The sequence below is a fragment of the Pantoea sp. X-Soil-MYKO-1785 genome, from assembly GCF_059730675.1.
The window spans coordinates 1,607,891-1,628,349 of the sequence record NZ_AP036000.1; the positions used below are offsets into that span (position 1 = coordinate 1,607,891).

Here is a 20,459-nt window from a genome sequence, read left to right on the forward strand (position 1 = left end):
CCCGGAGGATTTTCTACTCGCGGCGATGTTCGACTTCCTGGCGCTGAAACACCACTTCCATCCGGGTGCCACCCAGCGCGCTGCCTGAAGCGATAACCTTACCGGCATATTGCTCAAGTATATCCAGCACCACCGCCAGCCCCAGCCCCTGACCGGGGCGCAGAGTGTCGACGCGCTGACCGCGCACAAACACCAGATCGCGCTTGCTCTCCGGGATGCCGGGGCCATCATCATCTATGTAGAGATGCAGCGCGTTCTCACTCTGGTAGGCGCTGACTTCAATAAACTCGAGGCAATATTTACAGGCGTTATCCAGCACGTTACCCATCACTTCCATAAAATCGTTCTGATCGCCAACGAAAGTGAGTTCCGGCGAGATATCGAGAGTAATTTCCACCCCTTTACGCTGATAAACCTTGTTCAGCGCCGAACAGAGGCTGTCGAGCAAGCCAGATACCGAATGCAGATCGCGCTGCAGCGGATTGTGATCGGCCTGCATACTGGCGCGATGCAGGTAATAACCGACCTGCTGCGAGATGCGGCTGATCTGCTCCAGCATCACCGGTTCGGCCTCTTCTACCGTCAACTCTTTACCGCTGCGCAGCGACCGCAGGGTGCTTTGCAGCACCGCCAGCGGGGTTTTCAGACTGTGCGTCAGGTCCGACAGGGTGGTGCGATAGCGGGTATAACGCTGCCGTTCGTTCGTCAGCAGCAGGTTGAGGTTGCGCACCAGGCTACGCAGCTCCTGCGGCGGATTATCATCCAGCTTTTCACGCTGGCTGGTCTCCAGTTCCCGCACCTGCTGCGTCAGTGCGCCAATCGGACGCAGGCTCCAGTGCGCTGCCAGCCACAGCAGCGGCACGATCAGAATCAGGTTAGCCGCCAGCACATAGCTGAACCATGACCACACCACATCCGAATGCTGCAGCTCCTGCGGAATTGAGTCGACCACTACAATGGTCAGGGCCGGCAGATTGGTGGTGGCGTCATAACGGTTAACCGCCACGGAGTGGGTGAAGGTGTCGTCGCTGTCGGTATCCCAGGCATGCAGTCGCCGTTTCGCGTTGAGGTTATCCCCCATCGCGGCCAGGCTGGTGCCGTTGCTGGTATCAATCTCGTAGAAATCTGGCTTGAGCAGCCAGTCGCGGTGAATTTTTTTGCGGATTTCCGGCACGTCGCGTTGCTGCCACAGCAGCTTGCCGTGCTCGTCGTAAATGAACACCAGCGTCGGAAAGTTAAGCGTCATGCGTTCCGGCTGAGCAATGGTGAGCTGATTGTCATGCCACTGCGCCAGCGTATAGAACAGATTGCTTTCGCCCCGCATTACCCGATAGGTGTTTTTATCGAAGCTCACCACATAGCCAATGACCGCGACCATGCCATAGGAGAGCGAGAGGAACAGGACAATCGCTGCGGAGGCCAGCAGAAAACGGGCGCGCAGCGAAATCGGGCGATAACGACTAAACCAGGACATGGTCAGAGATCAAAGCGGTAACCCTGGCCACGCACGGTGGCGATGACGTCAGCGGGATGCAACGCCTGGATCTTTTTACGCAGACGCCCCATCAGCACGTCGATGGTGTGGCTTTCACGCAGTTCTGCGTCGGGATAGAGTTGCAGCATCAGCGAATCCTTGCTCACCACTTTACCGGCGTTGCGAATCAGGGTTTCGACAATGGTATATTCAAAGGCGGTCAGTTTTACCGGCTGCTCATTCACCGTCAGTTCACGCCGGGAAAGGTCAACCTGGAACGGTGGCATATCAATGATCTGCGATGCGTGGCCGCTGTTGCGGCGCATCAGCGCCTGCAGCCGTGCAGCCACCTCTTCAATATGAAACGGCTTGGTGACGTAATCATCAGCACCGGCTTCCAGCGCCTCCACTTTTGCCTGCCAGCCTTCACGGGCGGTCAGCACCAGAATCGGCTGACGCACGGCATCACTGCGCCAGCGGCGGATCAGTGACATACCGTCTTCATCCGGCAGGCCTAAATCGACCAGCGCGATGTCCGGCAGGTGCTCGCGAAGGAAATAGTCGGCTTCTTTAGCGTCTTCGGCGGCATCAACCTGATGGCCCATATCACGTAACTGCACGGCGAGATGATGGCGCAGCAGAGCATTGTCTTCCACTACCAGAACACGCATAGGAATTCCTTACTATCTGAATGAGTCAAATTGCAGAAAGTATACGCGAAACCAACTAAACAGGATGTTAACGCAGACCGGCCTGAACCGGTCTGCGGAGGGGGTTATTTAAGATCGTCAACCATCTGGATAGCACGGCCGATATAGTTGGCCGGCGTCATCTGCTTGAGACGCACTTTTTCCTCTTCCGGCAGCGCCAGGCTGTCGATAAACGCCTGCATGCCTGCTGCATCAACCCGCTTGCCGCGCGTCAGCTCTTTCAGCTTCTCGTACGGCTTTTCAATGCCATAACGGCGCATCACCGTCTGGATCGGTTCGGCCAGCACTTCCCAGTTGTGATCCAGCTCGTCGAGCAGGCGATCGCGGTTCACTTCCAGTTTTGAAATGCCTTTCAGCGTTGCCTGATAGGCGATCAGCGCATAGCCAATGCCGACGCCGAGGTTACGCAGTACGGTGGAGTCGGTCAGGTCGCGCTGCCAGCGGGAGACCGGCAATTTGCTGGCCAGGTGCTGCATCACTGCGTTTGCCAGACCCAGATTGCCTTCGGAATTTTCGAAATCGATCGGGTTGACTTTATGCGGCATGGTAGAGGAGCCGATCTCGCCAGCGATGGTTTTCTGTTTGAAATGATTCAGCGCCACGTAGCCCCAGATATCACGATCGAAATCAATCAGGATGGTGTTGAAGCGGGCGATGCAGTCGAACATCTCTGCGATGTAGTCATGCGGCTCAATCTGTGTGGTGTAGGGGTTCCAGCTGATCCCCAGCGAGGTGACAAAACGCTCGCTCAGCTGATGCCAGTCAACTTCCGGATAGGCGGCGATGTGGGCGTTATAGTTGCCGACTGCGCCGTTAATTTTGCCCAGCACTTCAATCTGGCTCAGCTGACGCAGCTGGCGCTCCAGACGATAGGCGACGTTGGCCATCTCTTTGCCCATGGTGGATGGGGTGGCGGGCTGGCCATGCGTGCGGGAGAGCAGCGGAATATCGCGGTATTCTGACGCCAGGCCTTTTACGGCGGCGATCAGTTGCTGCCAGTAAGGCAGGATCACGTCGCGGCGCGCGGTTTCCAGCATCAGCGCATGAGAAAGGTTGTTGATATCTTCGGAGGTGCAGGCGAAGTGAATGAACTCAGATACCGCATGCAGGGCAGGGACGTTCGCCACTTTCTCTTTCAGGAAATATTCGACCGCTTTAACGTCGTGGTTGGTAGTACGCTCAATGGTCTTGATGCGCGCCGCATCGTCCTCCGAAAAGTTGCTGACAATCGCGTCGAGGAAAGCGTTTGCGTCGGCATCAAATGCAGGAACTTCCTTGATCTCTGCGGTCGCGGCCAGTTTTTGTAACCAGCGAACTTCAACCTCAACGCGGAATTTCAGCAAACCAAATTCGCTGAAAATCGCACGCAGCGGGCTGACTTTATCGCCGTAACGACCATCGACAGGTGAGACGGCGGTCAGAGAGGATAATTCCATCAGTGCAACTCCTGAATCATTTAACAGTATTTTGCCGCACCGACTTAGTAAGTCAGTGGCAGCCGGGATAAGAGGGTCTTTGCTTCACGCAGCAAGCGCTGGCGCGAAAACATCAGTTGCAGACGGCCACCGCCGACCTGCTGCCACAAAACGGCGGCACGAATGCCGGCTAACAGCGTGGCCCGGACTTTACTCTGCAACTGCGGGTTCTGCAGCACGGCGGGCGAACCGGTCACCTGGATACGCGGACCTAACGGGCTGATAACGTCAACATAGATGCCGGCCATGGCGCTCAGAATGGTATCGGATTCCAGTTCGTAGTGCGCCAGCTGACGATCGAGCTGGCTGATACGCTGAGCCAGCGTCGCCATCGCGGATTTATTGGCGCTGAGTTTACGCTCCAGCACCATCATGCTGAGGGTGTAACGCGTCAGTTCCGCGCCCGCGCCCTGACGACTGCTGCTGTTGAGCACCGCCATCAGGGTTTCGAGACCGAGGCGCAGGTTGGCTTCATTATTGCCAAATACCGCCAGCGTCGAGCCGGGATTGAGATCCAGCACGCTGCGCAGCGTCACGGTAAACGCCTCGGGCTGACAGTGACCCTGCTGTGCCAGCTGCTGCACCAGATGGGCCGACTGACAGATGCCTGCCAGCGCCAGTGTGATTTCCTGATAGTTCTTCGCCACGGTTACTCCTGTTTACGCGTCATGTACGCCGGGTTAAGGCGGCTTATTTTGCGACTAACGGCAGACGCTCTTCGATAATACCGCCACCCAGGCAGACTTCGCCAAGATAAAACACCGCAGATTGTCCGGGCGTGACCGCCGCGACAGGTTGATCAAAACGGACTTCAATCCGATCTTCGCCGTGCGGAATAATCTCACACGGGATATCGGTCTGGCGATAGCGGGTTTTAACCGTACAGCGCAGCGGGGCGACGATTGGCTGACGATCGACCCAGTGCAGCTGCTGTGCGATCAGGCCGACCGACATCAGACGCGGATGATCGCCACCCTGTGCGACAATCAGGCGATTGCGCGCCACATCTTTGTCGACCACATACCAGGGATCATCTTTGCTCTCTTTCAGGCCGCCGATACCCAGACCTTTGCGCTGGCCCAGCGTATGGTACATCAGACCCTGATGTTCGCCGACAATCTGGCCGTCTACGGTCTCAATTTCACCAGGCTGAGCCGGCAGATAACGCGCCAGGAAGTCACGGAATTTGCGCTCACCGATAAAGCAGATGCCGGTAGAGTCTTTCTTTTTGGCGGTAATCAAATCCAGCTGTTCAGCGATGCGACGCACTTCGGGCTTTTCCAGCTCGCCGACCGGGAACAGGCTCTGAGCAATCTGCTGGTGGCTCAGGGTATAGAGGAAGTAACTCTGATCTTTGTTGCCATCCAGGCCGCGCAGCAGCTGGCTCTGGCCCTCAACGTCCTGACGACGTACATAGTGGCCGGTGGCAATGAAATCCGCGCCGAGATCTTCAGCCGCGAACTCGAGGAACGCTTTGAATTTGATCTCTTTATTGCACAGGATATCGGGGTTCGGCGTACGACCCGCTTTATACTCTTCGAGGAAGTGCTCAAAGACGTTATCCCAGTATTCAGCGGCAAAGTTGACCTTGTGCAGCTTAATACCCAGCTTGTCGCACACCGCTTGCGCATCCGCCAGATCGTCCGCGGCAGTACAATATTCCTCGCCATCGTCCTCCTCCCAGTTCTTCATGAACAGGCCTTCGACCTGGTAGCCCTGCTGTTGCAGTAACCAGGCGGAAACGGAAGAATCGACGCCGCCGGACATACCGACGATCACTTTTTTCTGGCTGTTGTCAGACATGACACGCTCGCATAACGATAAAAAAACAGGCGGCGCATTCTACCATGCAGAAGACGGGCGCGCACCCTCATGAAACGGCCAGCGGAACGCGCTGACCAGATGTAACGGATAGCGCGCACCCTGTTGCCAGAGACGCACGCTTTCGGCCACCAGCGGTGAACGCAGGTTAGATGCGGTGAGAATCTGTGCTGGCGGCAACCACCAGCAGCAGTCGATGTCGCTATCCTGCGGCTGGGTTGGCTGCTTTTTGGCCAGATCGAGCCCAAACAGAAAACGCACAAAAGGCGTATTGTCAGGCGCTATCCACTGGTGAACGGTGATGAAATAGGCCATTTCTGCCGCAATACCGGTCTCTTCATATAACTCTCGTTGTGCGGCTTGCTGCAGCGTTTCGTCCGCTTCAAGGTGACCGGCAGGCTGATTCCAGGTGGGCTGTCCCTTAATGGTCTCTTCCACTACCAGCAGTTCACCTTCTGCCTGCACTAAACAGGCGACCGTGACATGAGGTTTAAACATCGTTCCTCCGTAATTGTTAACCTGACGTTATAAAAAATTGCACTGTCAGGCCGGACTGTCATCAGCAATGCGCCACGCGCCGGGTGCCAGATTATCGAGCGTATAACCGCCCATCGCATAACGGATCAGCCGCAGAGTGGGAAAACCGATATGGGCCGTCATCCGGCGCAACTGGCGGTTGCGGCCCTCATACAGCGTCACTTTCAGCCACTGGGTCGGGATATTTTTACGCTCGCGAATCGGCGGCTGGCGCGGCCAGAGCCACGCTGGTGCGGCGACTTTCTCGACCTGCGCCGGCAGGGTTGGGCCATCTTTCAGATTAACCCCATCCCGCAACGGTTGCAGGTCGGTCTCCTGTGGCTCGCCCTCGACCTGCACATAGTAAATCTTGCCGGTGCGTTTGCCCGGCTGAGTCAGCGCGGCCTGTAAGGCGCCATCGTTGGTCAGCACCATCAATCCTTCGCTGTCGCGATCGAGGCGGCCCGCGGCATAGACCCCGGCCACGCTGATGAAATCTTTCAGGGTCCGACGGCCCGCTTCATCGGTGAACTGTGGCAAAACATCGAAGGGTTTGTTAAACAGCACCACGCGGCGCGGCGCAGCACTACGCTCAGGGGCACGTCGCGCATCACGCATCGGGCGGCTGAATCGTTTATCCTGGTGAATTCGTTGAGAAGTTTTTCGCATGGGCTTTGCAGTTAGAAACAATCGGCGCATTATAACGCGAAATTGCGGTGATTGGCGTGACGGAAATATTCAAGTAGTATTGACCCGCATCTTACAAATCATTAACAAAATCGCCTAGGAGAGGTTAATGGAAAGCAAAGTAGTTGTTCCGGCGGAAGGTCAAAAAATCACCCTGAACCAGGGCAAACTGGTTGTCCCGAATAATCCGGTCATTCCTTACATTGAGGGTGACGGTATCGGCGTTGATGTTTCACCAGTGATGCTGAAAGTGGTCGACGCTGCGGTGAAGAAAGCCTACAACGGCGAGCGCAAAATCTCCTGGATGGAGATTTACACCGGTGAGAAATCCGTGGAACTTTATGGCCAGGACGTCTGGCTGCCACAGGAAACCCTCGACTTAATTAAAGAATATCGCGTTGCCATCAAAGGCCCACTGACCACCCCGGTCGGCGGCGGTATTCGTTCACTGAACGTTGCCCTGCGTCAGGAGCTGGACCTCTACGTCTGCCTGCGTCCGGTACGTTACTACAAAGGCACACCAAGCCCGGTTAAACGTCCTGAAGAGACCGACATGGTGATCTTCCGTGAAAACTCCGAAGATATCTATGCCGGTATCGAGTGGAAAGCGGGTTCTGCCGAAGCGGACAAAGTGATCAAGTTCCTGCGTGAAGAGATGGGCGTGAAGAAAATTCGCTTCCCTGAGCAGTGTGGTATCGGCGTTAAGCCGTGCTCGGAAGAGGGTACCAAGCGTCTGGTTCGCGCGGCAGTGGAATACACCATCACCAACGATCGTGATTCCCTGACTCTGGTCCACAAAGGCAACATCATGAAGTTCACCGAAGGCTCGTTCAAAGACTGGGGTTACCAGTTAGTGAAAGAAGAGTTCGGCGGCGAACTGATCGACGGCGGCCCGTGGATGAAGTTCAAAAACCCGAACACCGGTAAAGAGATCATCGTTAAAGATGTGATTGCCGATGCGTTCCTGCAGCAGATCCTGCTGCGTCCGGCTGAATATGACGTTATCGCCTGTATGAACCTGAACGGTGACTACATCTCCGACGCCCTGGCGGCGCAGGTTGGCGGTATCGGTATTGCACCAGGCGCTAACATCGGTGATGAGTGCGCGCTGTTCGAAGCCACGCACGGTACTGCACCGAAGTATGCCGGACAGGATAAAGTGAACCCAGGTTCAGTCATCCTGTCAGCGGAAATGATGCTGCGTCACATGGAATGGTTCGAAGCGGCAGACCTGATTGTTAAAGGTGTTGAAGGCGCTATCGCTAACAAGACCGTGACTTACGATTTCGAACGCCTGATGGATGGCGCTAAGCTGCTGAAATGCTCAGAGTTTGGTGACGCTATCATCGAAAATATGTAATCAGTTTTAAGCGATACAGAGCCAGCACAAGAGTGAATTTTGTGCTGGCTTTTTTTGTTTAAAACTTTTCCCCAAAACTTCCCTGAAACTGTACGGAAATTCAGCAGCCATACCGCAAGCTCGATTCACTGTCAGCATCACTGTCGTTATCTGTCGACATCTGTCACCTAAATAGCGGCAAGCGGCGTATGCGTTGAGTGGATGCCTGTCGCATTAATAGTGAGCCACTTTTTTCAGGCAATACCCTCGACAGAGTGGCAGAGAGATAGACCAGCGTCGGTAACAGGGTGACAACAGCGACGGTGAATTTTACTTCGCAAAACAATAGTAACAACCGCAATTATTGTTAAGCCGGTTACCCCGCACAATGAGATGATTCTTACGCCCCTTCAAGAGCTAAGCCATTGCGAGTGCCGGAGATAAGCGCCGGATGGGGCATGTTCTCAGACTGCCAGCAGGCGGCCTGTTTCATTTCCCGCCTGCTTTACTCTTTCCTGTTCTTCCCGCTATTGAACCAACCCCAATCTGCGCTGACTAATTGCTGACTTATGCCGTCACGGTTATCCCTTTGCGGACGCCAGTGGCGAGTCTTATTTTTAGCCAGCCAGACGGCGTAGCCGGTGTGCAAAGGATGTCAGAGATGCGGGTTTTGATTATTTGTCGGGATAATATTGGCGATACCTTACTGACCACGCCGCTGATCAGCGCGCTGCATCAGTCAGGTAAGCATCAGGTCGATGTGTTAACCAACAATTATGCGGCACCGGTATTGCAGCACAATCCTGATATCCGGCAACTGTTTTACTATACCAAGTCGCATCATCGCGAGGCGGGACAGGGCAGAATCGCCTGCCTGCTGCAGCGTTTGCAACTGATGCTGACGCTGAAAAAGAACCGGTATGATACGGTGATTCTGGCGAAAAGCCGCTGGGATCATCATGGCCTGAAGTGGGTGAAAATGGTGCGTCCGGGGCAGGTAATTGCGCTGGGAGAAGAGCCACATCCGCTGATCACCCGACTGTTAACACCGCAGACGTGTGCGCCGGCCCATATCGCTGAGGTCCTGTTTAGTTTAGCCCGTCCCTTCAACCTTACGACTGCTGCGCCGGGCAAGCTGACGCTAACGCCAGATGCAGAGATTGCCGACCACCTGCGTAAATGCTACGCCATCGATTCCAGCCTGCCAGTCTATGCATTACAAATCAGCGCCCGTAAGCCGAGCCAGCAGTGGTCAGCTGAACGCTTTGCTGAACTGGCGGAAACCCTCGCCGCCCGTCATTTATGCCAGATCATGCTGTTGTGGTCGCCTGGTAGTCGCGATAATCCGCGCCATCCTGGCGATGATGAGAAAGCCCGCGAGATTATGGCGCTGTGCCCGCAGCTGACGCTGAAAGCGGTGGCGACTACCAGCCTGCCACAACTCATTGCAGCGATGTCGCTGTGTCAGGGACTGGTCACCAGTGATGGCGGGGCGATGCATATCGGGGCAGCGCTCGGTCTGCCGATCGTGGCGATGTTTGGCGACAGCGATCCGGCCTGCTGGCATCCGTGGCAGGTTAAGCATCAGGTACTGCAACCGGCGTCGCGTGAGGTGACCTCGCTCAGCAGCCGCGAGGTATACGACGCATTTGTGAACACCGTTATTTAGTCATTCCTCTCAGGCCAGCGGCCAAGGCTGGCCGCCTCATACAGCAAAGCCACCGTCAGTGGACGGTAGGGCAAGCCAGCAGCGAACCCCAGCCGCCCGTCCAGCGCAGAACGTGATGCCGGAAAATAGCAGCTTTCATCGTAGTGCCTTGAACAGACCCCGAAGGTAATAAAGAAATCACTCATCAGTATCGCGAATTCCACCTCGCTCAGCGGCAACTGCTGCAGGTGGAAGTCGTGACGATCAATTTTCCTGAACCAGCCAAACAGCGTTGGCTGGTTGTGATACTCAATCAACGCGATCACCGCTTGTGGCGAACAGGGCTTGTGGGGCGTCTCCATCATCCCACCAGTTGGGTCACGGCCTGATGGACTTCCTCAGCCTTGATTGAGGCCATAGGATGTTGCGAGGCGTGGCGTTCCGGACGATGGATAACGATATGACGATCGCTGTCCTGACACGGACCGGTATAGCGTGGATTGGCAGTCGAAAACAGGCTAACGGTGGGAACCTGTGCCGCGACGGCAATGTGCAGCGGGCCGGTGTCACCGGTGACCAGCAGATCGAGGCTGCGGATCAGCGTAATCAGTCCGCTGAGATTAGTTTTTCCCGCCATTGGCGTCACGTTATTACGGTATTGCAGCGGCAGGCTGTCGATAAATTGCTGCTCAAGCGATTGCTCAGCCGCGGTGCCGGTGACGATGATTTCACAGTCAGGCCAGCTCTGCAGCAAGACCGTGGCCAGCTGACTAAAATGCGTCAGCGGCCAGCGCCGGATATCTTTCGACGCGCCCAGCTGAAACCCAATCCGACGATGGGCGCAGGGTACAGCGGCCGGGCTGTCCAGCAGCGGCAGATGCATCTCCGTCTGGTGGGTTTCGGCACCCAGCGATTCCACTAATTTTAGTTTGCGCTTAATAGTGTGATCGTCGAAAAAACCTGAGTAGTAATCGAGATGTTTATTTAATAGCGCAGGTTCGCTGCCATAGTGATCGCGAATTATTGTCTGGCTGCCGGTGATGACTGAACTTAATATATCGTACGGGAAATGGGCGTGTAATATCACCGACAGGTCGGGTTTTTTACGTCGCAGTTTAAACAGCAAGGGTAAAAAATTCAGCATCTTATTATCCCAGATATAGATATCATCGAACCAGTGATAGCGGGTCACTAAATCTTTATTTTTCTTACTGGAGACGAGGATAAATTTACTGGTGGGAAAACGGTTTTTCAGGCTCCAGATCGCCGGCGTATTCATCAGGAAATCTCCTAGCGCGGTGGTGGAGTAGATAACCACCGTCCCGGGCGTCAGACCCTGCAGGCTGTGGGGCTTTTTCCGGCTGGAGAATCGGGAATAAAGCGTTAAAAGCCGGTCTATCAGATAAATCTTTTTTTTCTTCACGTCTGGAATCTCTTAAACGTATTAATTTCATTAAACAGAAGGTGTTGTGAAGAATTAGATAATAGGCTGGCGGCTAAAGTTCATTAATTACGTTTGTTTTTATCGGCCGTAGAGGAAGCGTTGAAGTTATAAACAGAACCCTTACTGTTTCAAGGCGCGTTCTTTACATTCTGGCGGCCAGGAAAAATAAATAAAACATAAATAAGTAGGATCATTCTGTAATTTAGCAGAGAGGAGGAATAATATTCATTTTGGCGGTAATTAATAGCGGAGTAATTATTAGTCAGGATGCTATTTATATCACTGCCCGCTTAACTATCGGCCGGGCAGATGAAACAGCCCCCGGCAACAGTGCCGGGGGAGAGTGTCATGACTGAGGCTGACCGACCGGGCCAGAACCCAGAGTACCGCCTGGTGAAGACTGACCGCTTGGCGCATGAGGACGGCCATCTTCTTTAATCGCGCTGCTCTGGTGTGAACAGCCCGCCAGTGACGTCAGGGTTGCTGCAACCAGCAACAGGGCAGGGAATGCTTTCATGTGACCACCTTTTATTTATTCAGAAAAGTAAAAAGAATCTGTAAGCGAATACCTGACTAAGCCTGGTTGAAAAATAACGTTCAGCCTGAAGGGATTTGATTTTTCAGAGATTTCTCAGCAGCGGGCGGGACGCGACAGCCAAAAAAAACGGAAGCCTCAGGCTTCCGTTCTGTCACCTATTCTGCTGAATTATTTGCGGCCCAGCAGGAAGCCGATGAATACGCCCACGCCTGCGGCGACAGCCAGACCGGCAAAAGGACTGGACTGAACCTGATCCTTGATGCAATCCGCTGCGTCACGTGCGGCATAGCTGGCCTGGTTGGTATAACGTCGGGCCGCGCCTTTTGCCTGATGCTCAGAGGAACCGGTTGCTGCGCCCCATTGTTCCTGAACGGCGCCAGCGGCTTCTTTTACTTTATCTTCGATTTTTCCTGACATTTAGTGCTCCTTGGTTTTAATGAGACTCTCCAAGCGTAGCAAAGATGACGAACTCTGCGCCGTAAAGCGGTAAATGAAGCGGTAAAAATCGTTTCTGGCTGTGAATGGCATTCTGTTTGCAGGCTAAGCGTTTACTGTCTAGCCTTTGTAAAACCGGGTCGATACTGAGCGTAACGGGAGGAGAGGCGATGAAACGTGATGTACTCAAAGAAGAAGATTATGACGAAGTGTGCCGGGTAATTGGCGACGCGGTCATTATGCTGGTGGAGTGCGGCCATGAAACCAAACGCGATGAGATCTACGACGTGCTGAAACGCACCCGCCAGCATCGCGCCCACGGCGAACGTGACGAGCAAAAAATGCTGGAGCACGCTATCCGTCTGATCAAGCCCTGACCTTTCTGCGCCACGCCGGATAGCCTGAACCGGCGCTGCGGCCGGTTCTCGTTGGCTGGCCGCTTACTGCAACAGCACGCCCTGAATCAGACTGGCATTGACTATGGTGACCTCGTCTATCTTCAGCGCCCGCATGTAACCCTCAACCAGCAGCAGATTACTGACGTCGGTTGCCCGATAATCGCCGGTCAGTTCGCTGTCGCCTTTCCAGACCTGCTGTTTCGCCAGCGCGCTTAAGGTGGCCAGGCTGTAATGCTGAGGTTTGCCTGCTAACTGGTTACGGATAGAAAAACCGTGCACCCCACCAATGCCAATCACCCGGCGGCCAGCCACATCCTGAAGGATTTCCGGGCTGACATCGTTACGGGCAAACAACCCGACGAAGCGCAGCACCGATTGCCGCCACGAACCAATCGGATTAGGCGACGCGGCGTCCGGGCTGTTTTTTAGCACCGTCAGGATGAAATTCTTCAGCGTCACCGAAGCGAGCTTACCCTGATAAATATCGGCGACCCGCTGGCCCTGTTGCTGTCGCCAGGCGGTCATCTGCATCGAACCTCCGCCAATATCCCACACCAGCAGCTGTTCATCGCGCAGTGTCGGGTCGTTAAGCGCCGCTTTCGCCGACACAAAACCGAGCTTTGCTTCCTGCTGCTGAGAGATGACAGCCAGCTGAGTATGGGTCTGGCTGGCCAGCGAGGCTATCACCGCCGAACCATTGCTGGCCCGACGAAATACCGCCGTGGCCACGCCGCTGATACGCTGCGGGTGATAACGTTGCGCATTGCTCACTAACTGCTGCAGCGCCATCTCACCCTGCTGGATAATCGCCGGGCTCAGCCGGTTGTCGCTGGCCGCCGACAGCGCATCGTTGTACGGCACGGCGCGCTGATCCTGAAACAGCATTTTCTCAATGCGATGCTTGCAGACATCCACCCGGGCGACGGCGATTTTGGTGCTGCCGGAGCCGATATCAAGGCCGGCCCGGATTTGCTGACACGTGTCGGCCACGGCCGCGCCAGTGGACAACAGTGAACAGAACAACGTAACAGCAAGTAGCGCAAAACGGCGCATAGCGGCTCCGGTAGCAGATGAAAGCAGGATTAACGGGACGCCACGCACGCCGGATACCAGCTCACCAGGAAATGGCGCAGATGGTCGAAACACCATTCGGCGTCATCAGCCTGCGGGCAATAAAACTGAATGGTGATTTTTTCATAGTCGCGCTGCCGCTGACGCAGCGGTGACCAGCTCCAGTCGAGCACCGAGCGGGCATAATTCACCAGCGTGCCGGGCTGCATCTGGTGTTGCTTCTCCTGCCCGGCCAGATAGAGATTAAAGCGGGCTTCAAGCTGCAGCGCCTCATCATGGCCGTGATGCGGCAGATCGGGGCGAAAGGCCACGTCAACAAAGCCGCATACTGCATTGGTTTGCTGCTGCCAGTCGCAGGCCAGCGTCATAAACAGCCCATCCTGCAGATTAATCTCTTCCACCAGCCGACGCAGATTGACCGAATGAGCCAGCACCGCAATCTCCTCTAACCGGCCGGTTTCCAGCGTAAGATCGAAACCACAGGGATTAACCGAGCCATCGGCATTACGGGTGGCGGGGAAGGGGAAATCGATGTAACCGTTGTTATCCAGACGCTTTTCCATGGGAAAGAGACCTGCTGCTTGACGTTTCGTGACAATAAACCATCTGGCAGCAGGATTCACCCCTTATGGGCATGTCCAGGTAATCTGGGTGTTTTGATAAGGATTGATCAGGCGGAACTGCTTATCGGACAGGCGCTGGGCATAGTAGCCTTCACGCGTGACGGCGGAAGGCACATACCTGAAACGATCAAGCGACTGCAGCGGCCCGCTGTCTACCCTGACATCATCGCGGCTGACGCTGAACGAACTCACCAGGTCAAAGATGACACCCTGAGTTTGTCCCATTGATTGGCCATAAATCGTCGATACTTCGCCGGGACATTCAACGCCTTTCGGGCCAGATGAACATCCAGTCATCAGTATGATGAATATGAAAATGCTGAGTCGCAACATGATCCTCTACCTGCTTCAGTCCCTGGGGAATCTCGTGGCGCCGATTCTATCTTGTTGCGTCACTAATAGCTTGATCATAGCAGTTTCAGCACTGCTTCCCATTTGCAATTTGTTTAATCGGTAAGCAACAGGAATGTAAAAGAGTGACTTTGCTAATTAATTAACGTTATTCTTGGCTTCTTTGCGCACCACTTAGGCAAAACCAGGGATAAATGATGAACGAAGAAGAAGCACATCTAATGATTATTCGTCACGCAATTGAGCAACTTGAGAGCGATAAAAAGCACCAGGTGGTCAGTTGTGCAGCGGATATTCGCGCCGCCATGCAGGCATATGACGGCGAAAATGCGGGACTGGCCCTGATGTTAGTGGCTGCCGAGGTCTCGTCAGAATAACCTCAGACAGGCCAGCATACCCGACCCGGACGCTGGCCTGTTTACTTTAAATTATCTCAACTTTTCAGATTTTCCTTCCCCTGATTCTACCTTTGGCTGGTCTTATTTTGCCCACTGCGCTGCCTTTTCTCACGCCTGTGATGTGTTAAGCTAAAAAATCCCTAATAAAATCATCCATTCAGCGGAGAGATCAGATGAAGGCAGCACTGATGAGCCTCGGCCTGCTGGCCTGTTATATCGCCCCAGCCTGGAGCGAGAGCGAGTTTCAGATTAACTGTCCTGGCCGTCCGACCATGACTATTTCACGCGCTGAGTATGGTTTAACCACCTTAATGTGGCCGCAGCGACATTTCCAGATTGCTGCCGGCCAGCAACGCACCCGGTTACAGGCCGGCGATAAGGTGGCGATTACCCGCTTTCGTAACGGCGATCAGTTAATCGTTAACCAGCGCAGTCAGGCGACCTTCTTTGTTTACCGCGACAGCGATAAGCTGGTGCCCTGTAGCCGCAGCGAAAAACGTGATGTCGATGCGTTGACCCTTGAGCGCTACGACGATCGTCAGCAGCCCAACTCTTAAGCCGCCGTGACAGGAGCCGCTATGCAACTCAGTATCACCGATAAAGTAACGCCGCAGGATCTGGATGAGGTCCGTCTGGGGCTGAATGCGTTCAACAGTAAATTTATTAATGTTGATGAGATTAAATCGATAGGGGTGTTTGTCTGCGATGAGCAGGGCAGGAAGCAGGCCGGGCTGACCGGCTCCACCGCCGGCAACTGGCTGCGAATCGATATGCTGTGGGTGAGTGATACGTTGCGCGGGCAGGGCGTCGGTAGCCAGTTAATCCGGGCGGCGGAGCAGGAAGCGCGCCAGCGCGGTTGCCGTTTTGCCCAGGTCGATACCGCCAGTTTTCAGGCGCGGCCTTTTTATGAAAAGCTCGGCTTCACCCTGCGCTTCAGCCTCGACCACTATCCCCGCCAGCATCAGCGGCATTATCTGACCAAAGTTTTGTGATCAGAACAGCGGCTGCTGGCGCAAATCCAGCGGCTGCTGTTCCGCTTCATCAATCGCGGCCAGCCAGCTTTGCAGCGTCACTTTTTTCCACGACAGATGGCCACGGGTGGTGCTCATCAGCACCACATCGGGCCGCAGCGTGCGGTAAAACTCCAGCGTCTGGCTCAGCTCAGCCGGATTGCTGTCCGGCACCAGCACGGTCACCCACCGGTCATGCGCCCGCGTCACCGTATCACCGACAAACAGATAGGTCAGGCCGAGCGGCGAATGGTACAGGTAACTGCTGCTGCCCGGCGTATGGCCCGGGGTGGGCAGCAGCTGGAAATTGCCGAAATGGGTCTCCTGCTGTGAAAAGGTATCATCAGGCTCAACAAAACGGCTGATCGGACCCAGCGAGCGGCTGTGGCAGTAAAGCGCACTGCTGAAGCGTTGCTGAATCAGCGCGGCACCCGGTGCAGACTCATGCCAGTGGGTCAGATAGTGGCGGATTACTCCGCCGGTATCGGCGAGCACTTCATGATCGAGCGGATTTTCCACCCGGCCAATCAGCAGATTACCGCGCGGGTGACGCAGCATAAACCCGTGCATCATCAGGTCGTTAACGGTATCTTCCACCGGAAACTCCGGGGTTGAGATCCACAAATCGTCATACAACGGCTTCAATGTCGATCTCCTGAAACGTTTTTTATCCGCGCAGGACGGGATGCCCGGTCGCTTGCAAATGGGCGTGCCCCTGACTGACCTGTAAACGGGCACTGGCACCCAGTGGCAGGGTGACGGTATCCGCCGCATGGCCAAAGGCCAGCTCACTGATTACCGGCAAGCCGCAGGTGTCGCGCAGCCGTTGCCAGACGGTGCTGAAATCAAATCCGTTGTCATATTCTGACAGCGCGGTGCTGGTAAAGCTGCCGGTGACGATGGCGCGCTGGCGGGCCAGAATACCGCTCTGCTGCAGCTGAATCAGCATTCGTTCAATGCGGAACGGGTGCTCATTCACATCCTCGATCACCAGAATGCCGTTTTCAAACTGTGGCATCCACGGCGTACCGATCAGTGAACAGATCATCGCCAGGTTACCGCCCCACAGCGTACCCTGCCATTCGCCCTGATCCGGCGATTCGCTCTGCCACTCTACGTTGACTGTAGGTGATGTCAGCGCCTGCCAGAAGTGCTGCAGGGTAAATTCAGATAAAGTCGCCGCGCCAAAATTGCCGGCCAGCATCGGGCCGCTGAAACTGATCAAGCCTACCTGCGCCAGCAGGGCGAGCTGGATCGCCGTGAAATCGCTGTGGCCGCACAACGCCAGCGGCTGATTCAGCAGGCGGCGCTGCAGTCCCACGTAATCGATCGCATCCAGTAACCGGCTGGCACCGTATCCGCCGCGTACCGCCAGTACCACATCGGGCAGGTTGCTGAGCGCCGCCAGCTGGTTGATATCCGCCAGCCGCTCGGCGTCAGTGCCGGCAAAGCGCTGGAAACAGCGGCTAATCACCTGCTGGTTTTCAACCTGATGTCCCGCCGCGCGCAGCCGTTCAATGCCAAGCAGGGCTGCTGGCTGATTGTGACAGTAACCGGATGGGGAGATAAGACGGATTGAACGTGAAATCATCATACTTTCCTGCTGTTAGCGCACCTGACTCAGGCCGATGATGACGAAAAGCGCCGCTGAAGTCACGGTACGGAAAGCGAATTAGTGCATTTAGGATAAACGGTAATTTTGCTCTGAGTCTGTCTGGGTATGATAGCATTCGCCACTTCTGCAACGAGATGAAAAATTGCTGAAATTCCGACACCTTATCCTGTCAGCGTTATTCCTGACCGGCTGTGCCAGCGAGCCTTCGCATCATGCCGTTAAACAGCGGAATACGCCGTTAACCCAGGCGCCGCCCTCCAGCGTCAATGATGCCTGGTCGATGTTTACCGAAGATGCCGCCAGTCATTATGGTGTTGATGAGAAGCTGATCAGCGCCATTATTAGTGTCGAGTCGGGTGGGAATCCGGGTGTGGTTAGCCGCTCTAATGCCGTCGGGCTGATGCAAATCAAAGCCTCGACTGCGGGACGCGAAGTCTACCGAACGCTCGGACGGCGTGGACAGCCTTCCAACGCTGAGCTGCGCGATCCGGCGAAGAATATCGATATCGGCACCGCCTATATCCGCATCCTGCAGGACTCCGCCCTGTCGGGCATCCGCGATCCGCTGACGCTGCGTTATGCCACCATCGTTTCTTATGCCAACGGCGCTGGCGCGCTACTGCGCACCTTCTCGCGCGACCGCGATCGGGCAATTGCGATGATCAATGCGATGTCGCCGGATGAGTTTTATCAGCATGTGCAGAATAAACATCCGGCAGCCCAGGCACCGCGCTATCTGTGGAAAGTCACTACCGCTTACCGCACCATCTAATCGCCTCGCCCGGCGGGGCTTAATGACGGACCCGCCGGCAACATCCTATAGCCGCCTCAGCCGGTCAGCAGCTGCCGCGCCGTCGGATAATCAACAATCAGCACGTTGACATAACCGCCGCGCAGCGCGCCCCGGATCGCCTGGGCTTTCTCGGTTCCACCCGCCAGCGCCACCACCTGCGGGCACCGCTTCACCTGCGCCAGCTCCATACCGATGACCGGATCTTCTTCAGCCTGCAATACCGGCTGCCCACTGGCGTCGAAATAGTGCAGACAGATATCGCCGACCGCGCCGCGCGCCGCCAGGGTCTGGAGCATCTCACCATCGTAATAGTTGCCGGAATTGCGCAGCAGCGCCGACGGCTCGAGATCGCCAATCCCAACGATCGCCAGATCGACCTGATCAAATTTAGCCAACACCTCCGCCACCTCGGCGTTGGCCGACAGCCGCTGGCGATCGCTGACCGAGCGCTCAATCGACTGCGAGGGCAGCAGCCAGGCCGGGCAGTTGAGTAACGCCGCCAGGTTTTGCGTCAGAATAGTCGCCTGCACATTGCCGTTGGCACCGACGCCGCCCAGCAGCTGAATCACCCCTTTGCAGGCGCTATTCAGCGGATGCAGCGCATCGACCATCGCCCGGATGGTGCCGCTCCACGATGAAATGCCAATCAGTTCATCATCCCGCAGGCGGGTCTCAAGATAGTGCGCCGCTGCCGATCCAATCGCCTGTTTAATCTGTAACGTCGAAGCCTGATCCGGCACATCCACCACGATCGCCTGCGGCAGGCCGTAGCTCTGCTCAATCGCTTTTTCCAGGTCAGGAAAAACATTAGCTGGCGGAACCACGCTGATCTTAACCACGCCCTCTTTGACGCTGCGGTTGAGAATGCGTGAGACAAACGACTGCGATAACTTCAGCGACTGCGCAATCTCTGACTGCTTTAGCCCCTCGACGTAATAAAGGGTGGCAATCTTCACCATCAGTCGCTGTTCATCCTGTTTTGCCATCGGTTTTTCCCTCTCTGATTCTGCCCGGTATTGTTAACCAGGATCGCCAAAATCACAACGCAGGTTAATTTGTGATCGTTTTCGCTTTTTAGTCATCGCGCATTGGACGGCGTGTCGCCGCCGGTACATAGTCATTATGCATATAAAATCGCGTGTGAATATATATTCAAGCGGAGAAAAATAATGACTCGTCCTCTGATCAAACTGACCCTGCTGGCTTCAATCATCGCTTTTTCATCCTCGGTGCTGGCAGCGGAAACCGGGCTGCTGGCGATTATCACCCCGTCACACGACAACCCCTTCTTTAAAGCGGAGGCGGAAGGCGCGTTAGCCAAAGCCAAAGAGCTGGGATACACCACGCTGGTGGCCTCGCATGATGATGACGTCAACAAACAAAACCAGCTGATTGAAACGGCGATCGCCCGCAAAGCCAAAGCGATCATTCTGGATAACGCCGGTGCCGATGCCACGGTCGGGCCGGTGCAAAAAGCCAAAGATGCCGGTATCCCGACCTTCCTGATCGACCGGGAGATCAATAAAACCGGCATTGCGGTGGCGCAGATCGTCTCGAATAACTATCAGGGCGCGCAGTTGGGGGCCGAGAAGTTTGCCAAATTGCTCGGCGGCAAAGGAGACTACGTTGAACTGCTCGGCAAAGAGTCCGACACCAACGCTGGCGTGCGTTCGCAGGGGTACCACGATGTGCTGGATGATTACAGCGAGATGAAAATGGTGGCGCAGCAAAGCGCCAACTGGAGCCAGACCGAAGCCTTCAGCCGGATGGAAACCATTCTGCAGAAGCATCCCAATATCGTCGGGGTGATCTCCGGCAACGACACCATGGCGCTGGGAGCCGAAGCCGCGCTGAAAGCCGCCGGTAAAACCGCGGTGATCGTGGTGGGCTTTGACGGCAGCGACTACACCCGCGACTCAATTATTAACAAAGGCAATATCAAAGCCACGGTGCTGCAACCCGGCTGGGATCAGGCGCAGATGGCGGTCAGTCAGGCCGACTACTACCTGAAAAATGGCAAAGCGCAGAAAGAGGAGAAGCAGCTGATGGACTGCGTGCTGATTGACGACAGCAACGCCGCCAGACTGAAAAACTTCAACCTGGCGAAATAATC

25 protein-coding genes are annotated in these 20,459 nt (G+C 55.4%); 8 read left to right on the forward strand and 17 right to left on the reverse strand.

The window, feature by feature from the left end; all coding sequences use genetic code 11:
- Positions 1-13 precede the first annotated feature (13 nt).
- The 7 genes from phoQ to rluE form a co-directional block, all read right to left on the reverse strand.
- Positions 14-1,474, reverse strand: a complete 1,461-nt coding sequence (gene phoQ, locus AC6I8D_RS07470) for a two-component system sensor histidine kinase PhoQ (RefSeq protein ID WP_312056933.1) — start codon at positions 1,472-1,474, stop codon at positions 14-16.
- Between the two features lie 2 nt (positions 1,475-1,476).
- Positions 1,477-2,145 carry a two-component system response regulator PhoP gene (phoP, locus tag AC6I8D_RS07475; protein ID WP_159860662.1) on the reverse strand — a complete coding sequence of 223 codons (669 nt, stop codon included), beginning with the start codon at positions 2,143-2,145 and terminating at the stop codon, positions 1,477-1,479.
- A gap of 104 nt (positions 2,146-2,249) precedes the next feature.
- Positions 2,250-3,620, reverse strand: coding sequence for an adenylosuccinate lyase (gene purB, locus AC6I8D_RS07480; RefSeq protein WP_312056931.1), 1,371 nt, complete (start codon positions 3,618-3,620; stop codon positions 2,250-2,252).
- A gap of 44 nt (positions 3,621-3,664) precedes the next feature.
- Positions 3,665-4,306: a high frequency lysogenization protein HflD gene (hflD, locus tag AC6I8D_RS07485; protein WP_312056930.1), complete on the reverse strand. Its 642-nt coding sequence runs from the start codon at positions 4,304-4,306 to the stop codon at positions 3,665-3,667.
- Between the two features lie 43 nt (positions 4,307-4,349).
- Entirely contained in the window at positions 4,350-5,462 is a 1,113-nt protein-coding gene (gene mnmA / locus AC6I8D_RS07490) for a tRNA 2-thiouridine(34) synthase MnmA (protein WP_312056929.1), read from the reverse strand.
- Positions 5,463-5,501: 39 nt separating this feature from the next.
- Positions 5,502-5,978 carry an NUDIX domain-containing protein gene (locus AC6I8D_RS07495; protein WP_031374486.1) on the reverse strand — a complete coding sequence of 159 codons (477 nt, stop codon included), beginning with the start codon at positions 5,976-5,978 and terminating at the stop codon, positions 5,502-5,504.
- Positions 5,979-6,023: 45 nt separating this feature from the next.
- Entirely contained in the window at positions 6,024-6,695 is a 672-nt protein-coding gene (gene rluE / locus AC6I8D_RS07500; protein ID WP_497819872.1) for a 23S rRNA pseudouridine(2457) synthase RluE, read from the reverse strand.
- A 97-nt stretch (positions 6,696-6,792) separates the two neighbouring features.
- Between rluE and icd the strand changes: the two genes are divergently transcribed.
- Positions 6,793-8,043, forward strand: a complete 1,251-nt coding sequence (gene icd / locus AC6I8D_RS07505) for an NADP-dependent isocitrate dehydrogenase (protein ID WP_046288384.1) — start codon at positions 6,793-6,795, stop codon at positions 8,041-8,043.
- A gap of 640 nt (positions 8,044-8,683) precedes the next feature.
- Positions 8,684-9,691 (forward strand): glycosyltransferase family 9 protein, encoded by a 1,008-nt coding sequence (locus AC6I8D_RS07510; protein ID WP_497819873.1) that lies wholly within the window; start codon positions 8,684-8,686, stop codon positions 9,689-9,691.
- On the opposite strand, the gene AC6I8D_RS07515 is transcribed toward AC6I8D_RS07510, so the two are convergent.
- The 4 genes from AC6I8D_RS07515 to AC6I8D_RS07530 form a co-directional block, all read right to left on the reverse strand.
- The gene (locus tag AC6I8D_RS07515) at positions 9,688-10,035 is read right to left on the reverse strand and encodes a DUF1493 family protein (protein ID WP_497819874.1); all 348 of its coding nucleotides are present in this window, start codon (positions 10,033-10,035) and stop codon (positions 9,688-9,690) included. The genes AC6I8D_RS07510 and AC6I8D_RS07515 overlap by 4 nt on opposite strands.
- Complete coding sequence (locus AC6I8D_RS07520) at positions 10,032-11,093, reverse strand: glycosyltransferase family 9 protein (RefSeq protein ID WP_312756638.1); 1,062 nt, start codon at positions 11,091-11,093, stop codon at positions 10,032-10,034. The genes AC6I8D_RS07515 and AC6I8D_RS07520 overlap by 4 nt, the downstream gene beginning before the upstream one ends.
- Positions 11,094-11,460: 367 nt before the next feature.
- Positions 11,461-11,631, reverse strand: a complete 171-nt coding sequence (locus tag AC6I8D_RS07525) for a hypothetical protein (protein ID WP_031374488.1) — start codon at positions 11,629-11,631, stop codon at positions 11,461-11,463.
- A 189-nt stretch (positions 11,632-11,820) separates the two neighbouring features.
- Complete coding sequence (locus tag AC6I8D_RS07530; protein ID WP_312056921.1) at positions 11,821-12,069, reverse strand: ElaB/YgaM/YqjD family protein; 249 nt, start codon at positions 12,067-12,069, stop codon at positions 11,821-11,823.
- A 188-nt stretch (positions 12,070-12,257) separates the two neighbouring features.
- Between AC6I8D_RS07530 and AC6I8D_RS07535 the strand changes: the two genes are divergently transcribed.
- Entirely contained in the window at positions 12,258-12,464 is a 207-nt protein-coding gene (locus AC6I8D_RS07535) for a DUF2767 family protein (RefSeq protein WP_312056919.1), read from the forward strand.
- A gap of 63 nt (positions 12,465-12,527) precedes the next feature.
- Here AC6I8D_RS07535 and AC6I8D_RS07540 read toward each other — a convergent pair whose 3' ends face one another.
- The 3 genes from AC6I8D_RS07540 to AC6I8D_RS07550 form a co-directional block, all read right to left on the reverse strand.
- On the reverse strand, positions 12,528-13,538 hold the full coding sequence (locus AC6I8D_RS07540; protein WP_497819875.1) for a Ppx/GppA phosphatase family protein: 1,011 nt from the start codon (positions 13,536-13,538) through the stop codon (positions 12,528-12,530).
- Positions 13,539-13,567: 29 nt separating this feature from the next.
- Positions 13,568-14,119, reverse strand: a complete 552-nt coding sequence (locus tag AC6I8D_RS07545; protein ID WP_497819876.1) for a hypothetical protein — start codon at positions 14,117-14,119, stop codon at positions 13,568-13,570.
- 63 nt (positions 14,120-14,182) lie between these two features.
- Positions 14,183-14,512 carry a hypothetical protein gene (locus AC6I8D_RS07550; protein WP_089561031.1) on the reverse strand — a complete coding sequence of 110 codons (330 nt, stop codon included), beginning with the start codon at positions 14,510-14,512 and terminating at the stop codon, positions 14,183-14,185.
- 215 nt (positions 14,513-14,727) lie between these two features.
- Here AC6I8D_RS07550 and AC6I8D_RS07555 point away from each other — a divergent pair, with 215 nt between their 5' ends.
- The 3 genes from AC6I8D_RS07555 (at position 14,728) to AC6I8D_RS07565 (ending at position 15,920) form a co-directional block, all read left to right on the forward strand.
- On the forward strand, positions 14,728-14,907 hold the full coding sequence (locus AC6I8D_RS07555; protein WP_233988194.1) for a hypothetical protein: 180 nt from the start codon (positions 14,728-14,730) through the stop codon (positions 14,905-14,907).
- 194 nt (positions 14,908-15,101) lie between these two features.
- Positions 15,102-15,485: a hypothetical protein gene (locus tag AC6I8D_RS07560; RefSeq protein ID WP_497819877.1), complete on the forward strand. Its 384-nt coding sequence runs from the start codon at positions 15,102-15,104 to the stop codon at positions 15,483-15,485.
- A gap of 21 nt (positions 15,486-15,506) precedes the next feature.
- Complete coding sequence (locus AC6I8D_RS07565) at positions 15,507-15,920, forward strand: GNAT family N-acetyltransferase (protein ID WP_312756642.1); 414 nt, start codon at positions 15,507-15,509, stop codon at positions 15,918-15,920.
- Here AC6I8D_RS07565 and AC6I8D_RS07570 read toward each other — a convergent pair whose 3' ends face one another.
- Both AC6I8D_RS07570 and ldcA read right to left on the reverse strand, forming a co-directional pair.
- Positions 15,921-16,583 carry an MBL fold metallo-hydrolase gene (locus AC6I8D_RS07570; protein ID WP_312056909.1) on the reverse strand — a complete coding sequence of 221 codons (663 nt, stop codon included), beginning with the start codon at positions 16,581-16,583 and terminating at the stop codon, positions 15,921-15,923. It lies immediately after the preceding gene.
- 22 nt (positions 16,584-16,605) lie between these two features.
- Positions 16,606-17,529 carry a muramoyltetrapeptide carboxypeptidase gene (ldcA, locus tag AC6I8D_RS07575; protein ID WP_312056948.1) on the reverse strand — a complete coding sequence of 308 codons (924 nt, stop codon included), beginning with the start codon at positions 17,527-17,529 and terminating at the stop codon, positions 16,606-16,608.
- Between the two features lie 166 nt (positions 17,530-17,695).
- Between ldcA and emtA the strand changes: the two genes are divergently transcribed.
- On the forward strand, positions 17,696-18,325 hold the full coding sequence (emtA, locus tag AC6I8D_RS07580; protein WP_084227875.1) for a membrane-bound lytic murein transglycosylase EmtA: 630 nt from the start codon (positions 17,696-17,698) through the stop codon (positions 18,323-18,325).
- A 56-nt stretch (positions 18,326-18,381) separates the two neighbouring features.
- Here emtA and AC6I8D_RS07585 read toward each other — a convergent pair whose 3' ends face one another.
- The gene (locus AC6I8D_RS07585; RefSeq protein ID WP_312056905.1) at positions 18,382-19,332 is read right to left on the reverse strand and encodes a sugar-binding transcriptional regulator; all 951 of its coding nucleotides are present in this window, start codon (positions 19,330-19,332) and stop codon (positions 18,382-18,384) included.
- 183 nt (positions 19,333-19,515) lie between these two features.
- Between AC6I8D_RS07585 and AC6I8D_RS07590 the strand changes: the two genes are divergently transcribed.
- Positions 19,516-20,457: a D-ribose ABC transporter substrate-binding protein gene (locus AC6I8D_RS07590; RefSeq protein ID WP_069729181.1), complete on the forward strand. Its 942-nt coding sequence runs from the start codon at positions 19,516-19,518 to the stop codon at positions 20,455-20,457.
- Positions 20,458-20,459 lie beyond the last annotated feature (2 nt).